This window comes from Aquamicrobium sp. LC103, assembly GCF_001014615.2.
In the GTDB taxonomy this organism is placed as follows: domain Bacteria; phylum Pseudomonadota; class Alphaproteobacteria; order Rhizobiales; family Rhizobiaceae; genus LBCQ02.
In genome coordinates, this window is the sequence record NZ_LBCQ02000001.1 from 614,272 (window position 1) to 627,050 (window position 12,779).

Consider the following 12,779-nt stretch of genomic DNA (forward strand, 5'->3'; position numbering starts at 1 on the left):
TCCGCCGGCTCGCTTGCCGGTCGCCAAACATGGTTTGTCTGCTACGATGCGGACAAAAATCACCCGCGGGAGATCGAAACGCAATGGCTGCACGCAAAAAACGGTCGACATCGGCAACCAAAATCTCCGATGGCGCCGCGGTGAAGCTCGCCGAATTTTTGAAGGCGCGCGCTCCGGCCGAGGACCTTGCCGAATACGATGCTTCCGTCTTCGCCAAGGCCGCCGAGCTCGCCTACGACGCGCTGAGGAAGCACCGCCGGGGCGACAGCGTCGTCTCCATCCGCAACGAGCCGGGCATTGAGCGGCACGGCCGGCAGATGACGGTCATCACGGTCGTCAACGACAACATGCCGTTCCTGTTCGATTCGATCCTGGGAGAAATCGCCGACAGCGCCGGCGAGCCGGCGCTGGTGCTGCATCCGGTCATCATGGTCAAGCACGATCGCGGCGGGGTTTCCGAACTGTGCAGCGACGGTTCGGCGGCAAAGGGCTTCGCGGATGCCGACCGCGTCAGCGTCATCCATGTCCATGTCGCAAGGCTGACCGAGGACGAGATCGGCGGTCTCGAGACGCGGCTGCATCACATCCTCAATCAGGTGCATGCCGCCGTATCGAACTGGCGGCCGATGCTCGCCCGCCTCGACCAGGCCATCGCCGATTTCCGCTACGCGCCGGTGCCGCTCGACAAGGACGAGGTCGCCGAGGCGATCGCTTTCCTCGAATGGCTGCGCGACGACAATTTCACCTTCCTCGGCATGCGCGAGTTCCGCTACAGCGGCGGCGAGAAGAACGGCACGCTGGAGCGCTCGAGCAAGCCGGGGCTCGGCATCCTCGCCGATCCCAACGTGCTTGTGCTGCGCCGGGGCACCGAAGCGGTGACCACGACGCCGGAAATCCGCGCCTTCCTGCATGGGCCCGACCCGCTGATCGTGACCAAGGCGAACGCAAAGTCGGTCGTCCACCGGCGCATCTATCTCGACTATATCGGCGTCAAGACCTTCGACCAGAAGGGCAGGCTCACCGGCGAATTGCGCATCGTCGGCCTCTTCACCTCGACGGCCTATACGCGCTCGGTGCTGAAGATACCCTATCTCCGCTCCAAGGTGAGCGCGGTGATCGCGAAATCGGGCTTCGACCCGCACGATCATTCCGGCAAGGCGCTGATCAACGTGCTGGAATCCTATCCGCGCGACGAGCTTTTCCAGATCAGCGTGCCCATGCTGCGCAAGCATGCCGAGGCGATCCTCGCCCTGGGCGAGCGGCCGCGCGTGCGTGTGCTGTTCCGCGTCGACCAATTCGACCGGTTCGTCTCCATCCTCGTCTTCGTTCCGAGGGATCGCTACGATTCCGAGGTGCGCGAGCGCATCGGAGCCTACCTGAAGCGCGTCTTCGACGGTCGTTTGTCGGCTTACTATCCGGCGTTTCCGGAAGGCAATCTCGCCCGCGTCCACTTCATCATCGGGCGCTCGGGCGGAAAGACGCCGAAAGTGGAGCAGTCGGTGCTGGAAGCGGGCGTGCGTTCCATCGTGCGCACCTGGGAGGACGCGATGCGCGAGGTGGCTGGCGACGGCGAGGCCGATCCGGCGCTCATCGCCATCGCGAACGGCTTCCCGCAAAGCTATCGCAACAGTTTCGCGCCGGACGTCGCGCTTCTCGACGCCCACTACATCAAGGGGATCGGGCCAGACGACCCGATCGCCGTCGACTTCTACCACCTGCCCGGCCATCCGCCGCAGGGCGCGGCGCTGAAGATATATCACCACGGCGAGCCGGTGGCGTTGTCGCGGCGCGTGCCGCTTCTGGAGAATATGGGCTTCCGCGTCATCAGCGAGCGCACCTTCGAGGTGCCTGGCGAAGGGGCGGCGGGAACGATCTTCATCCACGACATGGAACTGGAAAACGCCTACGGAGCGCCGATCGACCTTTCCGACGAAGGGGCGCTGCTCGAGGAAGTGTTCCTTTCCGTCTGGAGCGGCATCTCCGACAACGACCGCTATGCCGCGCTGGTGCAGACGGCGGGCCTGAGGGCGCGCGAGATCACCATCCTGCGCGCCTATGGCCGCTATCTGCAGCAGGCGGGGATTCCGCAAAGCCAGGATTTCGTGGCCGCGGCCCTCAACCGCTATCCAGACCTCTCTCGCGCGCTGTTCTCCCTGTTCCAGGCGAGGTTCGATCCGCAGGCCGCGGCCGAAAGCGAGATCACGATCCGCCACGTGAAAGCGGCGCTGAAGGACGGCCTCGATGCCGTGCCCAACCTCGACGACGACACCATCATCCGCCGGTTCCAGAACCTGATCGAATCGACGCTGCGCACCAATTGCTACGCGCCGGAAAGCGCCGAGCCGCGCTCGCTCGCCTTCAAGCTGGATTCGCGCGCGCTGACCGGTCTGCCCGAGCCGCGTCCGTGGCGCGAGATCTTCGTCTACGGGCCGGAAGTGGAAGGCGTGCACCTGCGCTTCGGCCCGGTGGCGCGCGGCGGCCTGCGCTGGTCCGACAGGGCGCAGGACTACCGCACGGAGGTGCTGGGGCTGGTCAAGGCGCAGCAGGTCAAGAACGCCGTCATCGTGCCGGTCGGCGCGAAGGGCGGCTTCTATCCCAAGCGGTTGCCGGCAGGCGGCAGCCGCGGCGAGACATTCGAGGCGGGCAAGCGTGCCTATGTGAACTTCGTCTCCTCGTTGCTCTCGGTCACGGACAATCTCGACGGCGACCGCGTGGTCGCTCCCGCCGGCGTCATCCGGCACGATGGCGACGATCCCTATTTCGTGGTGGCCGCCGACAAGGGGACGGCGACCTTCTCCGACACCGCCAACGCGATCAGCCAGGCCCATGATTTCTGGCTGGACGACGCCTTCGCCTCCGGCGGCTCGGCAGGCTACGACCACAAGAAGATGGGCATCACCGCGCGCGGCGCCTGGGAGGCGGTGAAGCGCCATTTCCGCGAGATGAACAAGGACATCCAGTCCGAGCCGTTCACCGTCGTCGGCGTGGGCGACATGTCCGGCGACGTGTTCGGCAACGGCATGCTGCTTTCGCCCTGCACGAAGCTCGTCGCCGCCTTCGATCACCGCGACATCATCATCGATCCCGATCCGGATCCCGAAACGTCGTTCGCCGAACGCAAGCGCCTGTTCGAGCTGCCTCAGTCGAGCTGGCAGGACTACGACCGTTCCACGCTTTCCGAAGGCGGCATCATCGTCTCGCGCAGCCAGAAATCGGTGACGCTGAGCCCGCGGGCGGCCGAGGCGATCGGGCTCGCCGCGACGACGGCCTCGCCGACCGAGATCATGAACGCGATCTTGAAGGCGCCGGTCGAGCTCCTGTGGTTCGGCGGCATCGGCACCTATGTCCGCGCCTCGGGGGAGAGCAACGCCGACGCGGGCGACCGCGCCAACGACGTCATCCGCGTCAGCGCCGGCCAATTGCGTGTGAGAGTGGTGGGCGAGGGCGCCAATCTGGGCATGACGCAGCGGGCCCGCATCGAATACGGGCTGGCCGGTGGACGCTGCAATTCCGATGCGATCGACAATTCGGGCGGGGTCAATTCTTCCGACGTCGAGGTCAACATCAAGATCGCTCTCGCCTCCGCGATGCGGCGTGGCGCGCTGACCCGGCCGGCGCGCAACAAATTGCTGGCGGAGATGACCGAGGAGGTCGCCGGACTGGTGCTCGCCAACAACTACCGCCAGCCGCTGGCGCTGTCGCTGGCGCGCCGGCGCGGGCTTGCCGACCTCGGCCATCAGGAGCGTTTCATGGAGGCGCTGGAGGCGCGCGGCCTGCTCGACCGCGGCGTCGAACTCCTGCCGGGAGTGCAGGCGATCGCCGAGCGCGAGCTGCGCGGCGAGCCGCTGACGAGAGCTGAGCTCGGCGTTCTCCTCGCCTATGCCAAGCTCGTCCTCTTCGACGACATAGTGACGACCGGCCTGCCGGACGATCCGCATTTCGACGCGGACCTGATGGGCTATTTCCCGCAGCGCATGGCGAAGAAATACGCCGACGACATCCGCTCGCACCGGCTGCGCCGCGAGATCGTCGCGACGCTGCTCGCCAATGACGCGATCAATCGCGGCGGCCCGTCCTTCGTCAGCCGGATGCAGGACCTCACCAGCCGCTCGGCGGCCGATGTCGTCGCGGCCTACGCCGTGGTCCGCGACGGCTTCGAGCTGCCGGCGCTCTATGGCGAAATCGACGCGCTCGACAACAGGATCGACGGCGACCTGCAGCTCGATCTCTACCAGCAGGTCGGACGCCTCGTTTATTCCTCGACGGCGTGGTTCCTCAAGAACGACGAGGGTCACGAGACCGTAGGCGCGCGGATTTCACGGCTGCGGGACGCGCGCCGCACGCTGGAGCCGAGGCTGGAGGCGATGCTGCCCGCTTCCACGCGGGAGCGGCAGGCCGAGCGCGCGCACGGCCTGTTCAAGGGAGGCGTGCCGGAAAGGCTCGCCGGCAAGATCGCATTCCTCAACATCGAGGAGCTGATTCCCGACATCGCCAAGGCGGCCGAGGCCTCGGGTGCCGACCTGATCGACGGGGCGAAAGCGTTCTTCGCGGTGACGGAGGCGTTCCGCGTCGGACGCATCTCGGATGCCGCGCGCACCATAACGCCCGCCGACTATTATGACGGGCTGGCGCTTTCGCGCGCAATCGACATGATCGGCGCCGCACGGCGCGGCATCACGGTCGCGGCGCTCGCGGCGGGGCCGAAAGCGGACGAGCCGGTTTCGACTTGGCTCGATGCCGGAGGCGACCGCATCGCGCGGACGCGGGAGCGGCTGCAGGCGCTGACGGAGGGTGGCGACATCACGGTCTCGAAGCTGACGGTTGCCTCGGGGCTGATGTCAGACCTGATCGGCGATTGACGCGGGCGGCCCGACAATGGCAGGCGATCAGCCTGCGGAAAAGCGGAGGGGGAGCATGGACGAAGTCAGGCGCGTCGCCACGTCGCGGCGCGGCATCTGGGGGTGGATGTTCTTCGACTGGGCCGCGCAGCCGTTCTTCACGGTGGTCACGACCTTCATCTTCGGGCCCTACGTGGTGTCGCGCATGGCGAGCGATCCGGCCATGGGCCAGGCCGCCTGGGGCTACGGCATCGCCATCGCCGGCTTCTTCATCGCGATCCTTTCGCCGGTGCTCGGCTCGATCGCCGACCAGACCGGCCCGCGCAAGCCGTGGATCGCTTTCTTCGCCGCCATCAAGATCGCAAGCCTGTGCGCCTTGTGGTTCGCCGCCCCCGGCTCGCCGCTGGTGCCGGTGATTCTCGCCTTCTCGCTGGCCTCGATCGCCGCGGAGTTCTCCACCGTCTTCAACGATTCGATGATGCCGCGCCTCGTCTCCAAGGCCGAGATCGGCAGGGTTTCCAACATAGCCTGGGGTCTCGGCTATCTCGGCGGCATGATCGCGCTGATCTTCGTCGTGACGATGCTCGCCGGCTCGCCCGAGACGGGCAAGACGATCATCGGAGCCGATCCGCTGTTCGGCCTCGATCCGAAGCTCGGCGAGGATGCCCGTGCCACGGGCCCGATGTCCGCGCTCTGGTATTTCATCTTCATCCTGCCGATGTTCTTCTTCACCCCCGACGGCGCCAAGGGCAAGGCGATCGGTCCCGCGGTGCGAGAGGGGCTTGCGGAGCTCAAATCGACCCTGGGCGAAGTGCGCCGGCGCGGCGGCATATTGCGCTTCCTGATCGCGCGCATGGTCTATCAGGACGGCGTCAACGCGCTGCTGGCCCTTGGCGGCGTCTTCGCGGCGGCGATGTTCGGCTGGTCGGTCACCGAGATCGGCGTCTTCGGGATCATCCTCAATATCGTGGCCATCTTCGGCTGTTGGGTCGCCGCACAGCTCGACACCGCGCTCGGCTCCAAGACGGTGGTGATGATCGCGCTGATATTCCTGCTCGTCGCCACTGTCGGCATCATCTCGACCGGCCCCGGTTTCACCCTCTTCGGCGCGCTGATGCTGCCGGGCGAGGATACCGGCGGCCTGTTCGGCACCCCGGCGGAGAAAGCCTATATCGTCTTCGGCCTGTTGATCGGGCTCGCCTTCGGCCCGGTGCAAGCCTCGTCGCGCTCCTATCTGGCACGCAGCGTCACCGCCGACGAGGCCGGCCGCTATTTCGGCATCTACGCCCTGGCGGGCCGGGCAACGAGCTTCGTCGCGCCGTTCCTGGTCGCGACGGTCACGGCGATCAGCGGCTCGCCCCGACTCGGCATGACGATGATCCTGCTGTTCCTCGCCGGAGGCATGGCGCTTCTGTGGCCGACGCCATACCCGGCGGACAAGATGGAGGAGTAGGCATCCCTTCCTTCTCCCCGAGGAGGGAAGGAAGAGCGGCTCAGTGCCGGAAATGCCGGACGCCGGTGAACACCATCGCGATGCCGTGCTCGTCGGCGGCGGCGACCACCTCCTCGTCGCGCATCGAGCCGCCGGGCTGGATGACGGCGGTCGCGCCGGCCTCGATGGCCGAGAGAAGCCCGTCGGCGAAGGGGAAGAAGGCGTCGGAAGCGACGACGGAGCCCTTGGTCAGCGGCTCGGCCGAGCCCGCTGCTTCGGCGGCGTCGATCGCCTTGCGCGCGGCGATGCGGGCGGAATCCACGCGGCTCATCTGACCGGCCCCCACACCGACCGTGGCGCCGTCCCTGGCATAGACGATCGCGTTCGACTTCACATGCTTGGCCACGCGGAAGGCGAAGCGCAGATCGGACATCTCGGCATCGCTCGGCGCGCGTTTCGTCACCACCTTCAGGTCGAGGTCGTCGACCACGGAATTGTCGCGTGACTGGACGAGCAGCCCGCCGGCGACCGATTTGACGGCCATGCCCGCCGCGCGCGGGTCGGGCAGGCCGCCGGTGACGAGCAGGCGCAGGTTCTTCTTCGCGGCGACGATGGCGGCGGCCTCTTCGGACGCTTCCGGCGCGATGATGACCTCGGTGAAGGTCTTGACGATCTCCTCGGCCGCTTCCGCGTCGAGCAGGCGGTTGAGCGCGACGATGCCGCCGAAGGCGGAGACGGGGTCGCAGGCCAGCGCCTTGAGATAGGCCGATTTCAGGTTGTCACCCTCGGCCACGCCGCAAGGGTTGGCATGCTTGATGATGGCGACGGCGGCGGTGCGCGCCGGATCGAACTCGGCGACCAGCTCGAAGGCGGCGTCGGTGTCGTTGATGTTGTTGTAGGAAAGCTGCTTGCCCTGGAGCTGGCGCGCGCTCGCCACGCCGGGCCGCCTGTCGCCATTGACGTAGAAGCCCGCCTGCTGGTGCGGGTTCTCGCCGTAGCGCATCACGTTCTCCAGCCTGCCGCCGAAAGCGCGCCAGGTCGGATGTTCGATCTCCAGCGCCTCGGCGAACCAGCCGGAGATCGCGGCATCGTAAGCCGCGGTGCGGGCATAGGCCTTGGCGGCGAGCTCCTGGCGAAACCGGTAGGGCGTCGCGCCGTCATTGGCCTTCAAGGTGTCGATGAGGCGCGGATAATCGGCCGGGTCGGTGACGATCGCCACATAGGCATGGTTCTTGGCGGAGGCGCGGACCATTGCGGGGCCGCCGATGTCGATGTTCTCGACGACCGAGGGATAGTCGCCGCCCGCGGCGCGCACCTCCTCGAACGGATAGAGATTGATGACCGCGATATCGATGGCGCCGATGCCGTGCTCGGCCATCGCCGCCTTGTGCTCCTCGTCGTCGCGGATGGCGAGCAGGCCGCCATGGACGGAAGGGTGCAGCGTCTTGACGCGGCCGTCCATGATCTCGGGGAAACCGGTGATGTCGGAGACGTCCTTCACCGGAATGCCTGCTTCGGCGATCGCGCGCGCGGTGCCGCCGGTGGAAACCAGCTCGACGTCCGCCTCGTGCAGCGTGCGGGCGAGTTTCAGCAGGCCGGCCTTGTCGGAAACCGACAAAAGCGCGCGGCGCGCCTTCACCAGATCAGGTGCGGGAATTTTCTTCGAGGCGACGGCCATGGTGCGGGGCTCCGGGATCGGTAAGGAAGAGATGCGCGGGGGCCTATCACAACCCGGCCGCATTGAAAACGCCGCGCTGCCGCCGAAGGCGGCATTCCCCGAGCCAATCGAAAAACATTCCGAAGGCCTGGTCAGGGAGAGGTGAACCGGCCGACCCTAGAGCTTCTGAATACGCCAGTGGATCTCGGGATGTTCGGACGCCTTGAAGCTCAGCACGATCTGGCTGCTGCGGCGCGGCCCGCCGAGGCCTGCGAAGAAAAGCGATTCCTCCACCGCCGGCAGAAGCTCCTGGCAGGAAAACACCCAGCCGTCGCCGTCCCGCGCGCTCAGGATCAGCCGCTGGTGCCGGTCCTCGAAGAGCTCGATATGAGGATGGAGGTGGAAGCGCACCTGAACGGCGTCGCGGCCATTGGCGCGTGCCGTGTCGCCGCTCGAGCGGAAGAAGCGGTCGATGCCCTCGACAAGCTTGCCTTCGGCCGACAGCGACAGCTCGCGCTGATGGTAGAGGCCGAAGCGCGGCACATAAGCGTCGTGGCTCGCCACGAAGCCCTGGGTGCCGTCGCCGTCGGTCCGTTCGCACCGCACCCGCCGCGGTCCGTTGATGAGAGGCGTGCCGAGCAGACGGGTCAGACGCGGCGACAGGACGAAGCGGCCCGACGAAGTGTCGTTCACCGTCGCGGTGGAGTGCGCCGCCGTGGAGCGCGCGAGCGGGCGGAAATCCTCCGCGCCATAGGTGTCGACGCCGCAATTGACGACGAAATGATGCCGCCCGGAGGAGAGCTCGAAGGAGAGGCAGCCCGCCTGTGCCTGGTGCGACAGTTCGGTCGGTGGCGGAGCGCCCGCGTCGGCGATCACCGTGGTGGTGCCCATCGCGAGGCGCTCGTAGCCCGAATGCGGCGCATGCAGGAGCGGAGCGCCGGCGGTGTCGTCATGGTGCAGGATCGCCGCGATGCGGTCGTGGCTGGTCGCGCCCATGCCGTTGAACCGCGCCAGCGTGCCGTCCTGGTGGCGGAAGAAGCGCAGCGCCGGCAGCATGCGTTCCACCGCGCCGATCAGAGCCTCCGGCGGGGCCTCGGCCTGGTTGGAATAGGTCTGGCGCAGCGGTAGGAGGTCGGCAAGCAGTTCCAGCACCGCCTCCGGATTGCGGGAGACGTGGCCGCCGTCGGGAAATATCTGGCGTTCGAGCTCCGCGCTCAGATGCTTGCTGGCGCTGCGGATCGCCGAAGAGGGAACCGGCAGCGAGAGCGCGGCGAAGGCGAGCGCTATGCGGGCTCTCAGCCGCTCCTCGCCGTCGGGCATTTCGGCGGCCACCGCGCGCAGATAGCGGATCTGAAGGGTAAGCGACTTGAGGAAGGCGCGATAGAAGGGGAACTCGGCGCCCTGCAGCACGACGGCGGAATGCTGCAGCCACGAGATGATGCGACGCGCGGTGACGGCCGGTTCCCAGGCGACGCCGGAAATCCGCCTGCCGTAAATGGAAATCCAGTCCGATACGAGCGCCCGTGCATTGGCCGAAGCGAGATCGGTGCCGGCGGCGCGCATGTGGCGCAGCCAGCGGAAACCATGCAGCGAGCGCTGCCAGGCCGGGTTCGCGACGTCGGTCTGGAAGGGCGACGCGCCGACGGTGTCGACCGTGAAGCCGCCGAGCGGGAAACGGCCATGGTAAATCTCATGCGCGATCTGCGGATCGGCGAGGCGCAGATCCGGAGGCGCGATGAGCACGCGCTCCGGCGTTCGGCCCGTGAAACGCCAGCGATAGATCGGGCCGGCGCGCAATCGCCGCCGCACCCGTCGCCAGATTTCCGAGGCGACAAGAATACAAAGCTGCGGGGCGTCACCCCTCGCAATCGTCAAAATCCGCACCCTCCTTGCCGCGTCGCCCCGACGCGACCTTCGGGAATAGCTTAGATGATTCAAGAGTTTGTGCGAAGGCGAAATATCGGCGGAAGGGTTTCACCCCGTCCTTCGCATGCGCGCGGCGTAGAATCCGTCGAGTCCGGAGAGCCGCGGCGAGGCGTTCGCGAAGCCCGCGGGTGTCGTGCGCAGCGCACCGTGCGCGGCACGGAAATCCGGCGAGAAGGGAAATTCGTCCGCCGCGACGGGAACCGGAATTACGTCCGACGTCTCCGCCAGAAAGGTGTCGTAGAGCGCCTCGCCCTCCTCCGGATCTAGCGAGCAGTTGGAGAAGACGACGAGCCCGCCGGGCTTGACCAGCTTCACCGCCTGGTCGAGCAGCCGGCGCTGCAGCGCGGCGAGCTTGGAGATGTCCTCGGGCGACTTGGTCCAAGGCACGTCGGGATGACGGCGCACCGTTCCCGTGGAAGAGCAGGGCGCATCGAGCAGCACCGCGTCGAAGAGGGCTTCGGGCTGGTATTTCGCCATGTCCGCGACGACGATCTCGGCGGAGAGCTTCAGCCGGTCGAGGTTCGCGGCGAGCCGCTTCGCGCGGTTGGCGGAGAGGTCGAGCGCGGTGACCTTCGCGCCGGCATGGGCAAGCTGCGCGGTCTTGCCGCCGGGGGCGGCGCAGAGATCGGCGACGCGAAGGCCGGACACGTCTGCCAGCATGCGCGCCGGAATGCTTGCCGCCGCGTCCTGTACCCACCATTCGCCCTCGGCGAAGCCGGGCAGTTCGGCGACCGGCCCATCGAGCCTTTCGAGCCGCACGCTGCCGGTCGGCAGCACGATGCCGCCGAGCCGCGCCGCCCAGCCGGCTGGATCGGATTTCACGGTCAGGTCGATCGGCGCCTCGACGCGGTGAGCCTCGAGGATCGCGGCGGTTTCGTCGTCGCCATAGGCGGCGCGCAGGCGCGCGGCGAACCAGTCGGGGGCTTCGACGGTTTGTGCGAGCGCAGCCGGCAGGGCGCGCTCCTTGCGCCGCGCGATCTCGCGAAGCACCCCATTGACGAGGCCGGAGAAGCGCGCGGTGCGCGGGTCGGACTTCGCATGGCTGACGGCGAGGTCGACGGCCGCGCTGTCGGGAATGTCGAGGAACAGCATCTGCGCCGCCGCGACATGCAGGATGTGGCTCAGCGAATGCGCGTTGGCCGGCAGGGGGCGGTCGAGGCGTGCGACGATCAGCGCCTCGACCGTGCGGCGGAAGCGCAGCGCCGTCGCGAGGATCGCCCGCACCAGCGCGCGGTCGCGCATGTCGAGCGCGAGGAATTGCGGATGGCCGTGATCGTGGTCGGTGAGCCCGTCGAGCGAGGTGCCCGCATCCACCACCGCGCCGAGAAGGCGCGCCGCGGTGCGACGCGCCTGCAGTCCGGCAATGTCATCGCCGGGGGAGGCATGTTGCTTTCGGGTGCGAGCGTTGCGGTTTCCTGCGGCAGCCGGCGTGCCGGCGTTCACGACCAGGGACCCTTGCGACCGCTGCGCGGTCCGGTGGGGTTGTTGCCCCAGGGGCTCGGCCGCTGCTCGCGGGGCTTGGGCGCATCTGCGCGGCCGGCACCATGGCTCCACGGGCCTTGCGGGGCAGCCGAGGGCGCGTGATCCTGCCGCGGCGTGCCGAACTCGGCGGCCATGGCCTGGAGGGCGGCGATGCGGTTGTCGGTGTTCGGGTGGGTGGAGAACAGATTGTCCATCCGCTCGCCCGAAAGCGGGTTGATGATGAACATATGCGCGGTCGCGGGGTTGCGCTCGGCATCGGGATTGTGGATCGCCTTGGCGCTGCGCGCGATCTTGTCGAGCGCGGAGGCGAGCCAGATCGGGTTGCCGCAGATCTCCGCGCCGCGGCGGTCGGCGGAATATTCGCGCGTGCGGCTGATCGCCATCTGCACCATCATCGCGGCGAGCGGAGCGACGATCATGGCGACGAGCACGCCGACGATGCCGAGCGGATTGTTGTTGTCGCGATTGCCGCCGAAGAAGAAGGCGAAATTGCCGAGCATGGAGATCGCGCCCGCGAGCGTGGCGGTGATCGTCATGGTCAGCGTGTCGTGGTTCTGCACATGGGCGAGCTCATGCGCCATCACGCCGGCGACCTCTTCGGGCGAGAGACGGCTCAGGAGGCCGGTGGTGGCGGCGACGGCCGCGTTCCGCGGGTTGCGGCCGGTGGCGAAGGCGTTGGGCTGCGGGTTGTCGATCAGATAGACCTTGGGCATCGGCAGGCTGGCGCGCGCGGCGAGATCGCGCACGATGCGGTAATATTCCGGCGCGCTGCGCTCGTCGACCTCGGTGGCATGGTGCATGCGCAGCACCATCTTGTCGGAATTCCAGTAGCTGAAGATGTTCATGCCGGCGGCGATCAGGAAGGCGATCGTCATTCCGCCCGATCCGCCGATCAGATAGCCGACGCCCATGAAAAGCGCGGTCATGAACGCCAGAAGCATGGCAGTGCGGACAAGATTCATTAACAGCTCCGGTTTCGAGGCCGGCCGGGTCGATCCGGCCGGTGCATTGGCTTATATGATGGTAACCATGAACCGCGGTTTCAATATTCCGGCAGTGCACGCATGACCAGCAGCAACGACGAGACACCCACGATAGACGAAGTCGCCGAGCCGCGCGCCAGGAAACTTTCGCCCGCCGCCGAACGGGCGCTGGCGGAAGCGGAGGCGCGCCGCGCCGAAGCGCTGAAGAAGGAAGCGGCCCTGCCCAGGGAACTTGGCGGGCGTGGCGGAAACGATCCGGCCCGCTACGGCGATTGGGAGGTCAAGGGCATGGCCAGCGACTTCTGAGGCGTTCTACGGCGCTGCCGTCGAAGGCGAGGAAGCGGCCGCCGCGCTGCTCACACTTGCCATGGTGCGGGATATGAGGGCGGCGCGCCTATCGCAAGGGCCTTGGGCCTGTCCCGAAATGAGCGGTGGTGCCGAAACGGGACGGCCGGCCTGTC

7 protein-coding genes are annotated in these 12,779 nt (G+C 67.4%); 3 read left to right on the forward strand and 4 right to left on the reverse strand.

All coding sequences use genetic code 11. The features are described from left to right. Window positions 1–83: 83 nt before the first annotated feature. Together XW59_RS03060 and XW59_RS03065 are read left to right on the forward strand one after the other, a co-directional pair. Complete coding sequence (locus tag XW59_RS03060) at window positions 84–4,859, forward strand: NAD-glutamate dehydrogenase (RefSeq protein ID WP_047145599.1); 4,776 nt, start codon at window positions 84–86, stop codon at window positions 4,857–4,859. A 16-nt stretch (window positions 4,860–4,875) separates the two neighbouring features. Continuing rightward, complete coding sequence (locus XW59_RS03065; RefSeq protein ID WP_136068200.1) at window positions 4,876–6,291, forward strand: MFS transporter; 1,416 nt, start codon at window positions 4,876–4,878, stop codon at window positions 6,289–6,291. A 40-nt stretch (window positions 6,292–6,331) separates the two neighbouring features. Here XW59_RS03065 and purH read toward each other — a convergent pair whose 3' ends face one another. From purH to htpX, 4 genes are all read right to left on the reverse strand, one after another. Continuing rightward, window positions 6,332–7,948: a bifunctional phosphoribosylaminoimidazolecarboxamide formyltransferase/IMP cyclohydrolase gene (purH, locus tag XW59_RS03070; RefSeq protein WP_047145601.1), complete on the reverse strand. Its 1,617-nt coding sequence runs from the start codon at window positions 7,946–7,948 to the stop codon at window positions 6,332–6,334. A gap of 156 nt (window positions 7,949–8,104) precedes the next feature. Further along, the gene (locus tag XW59_RS03075) at window positions 8,105–9,802 is read right to left on the reverse strand and encodes a heparinase II/III family protein (protein ID WP_047145701.1); all 1,698 of its coding nucleotides are present in this window, start codon (window positions 9,800–9,802) and stop codon (window positions 8,105–8,107) included. 99 nt (window positions 9,803–9,901) lie between these two features. Next, window positions 9,902–11,302, reverse strand: a complete 1,401-nt coding sequence (locus XW59_RS03080) for an RsmB/NOP family class I SAM-dependent RNA methyltransferase (protein ID WP_047145702.1) — start codon at window positions 11,300–11,302, stop codon at window positions 9,902–9,904. After that, entirely contained in the window at window positions 11,293–12,297 is a 1,005-nt protein-coding gene (gene htpX / locus XW59_RS03085) for a zinc metalloprotease HtpX (RefSeq protein ID WP_047145602.1), read from the reverse strand. Before htpX ends, XW59_RS03080 begins: the two co-directional genes overlap by 10 nt. Before the next feature lie 102 nt (window positions 12,298–12,399). Between htpX and XW59_RS03090 the strand changes: the two genes are divergently transcribed. After that, a complete protein-coding gene (locus XW59_RS03090) occupies window positions 12,400–12,624 on the forward strand; it encodes a DUF1674 domain-containing protein (RefSeq protein ID WP_047145603.1) in 225 nt (74 codons plus the stop codon). Window positions 12,625–12,779 lie beyond the last annotated feature (155 nt).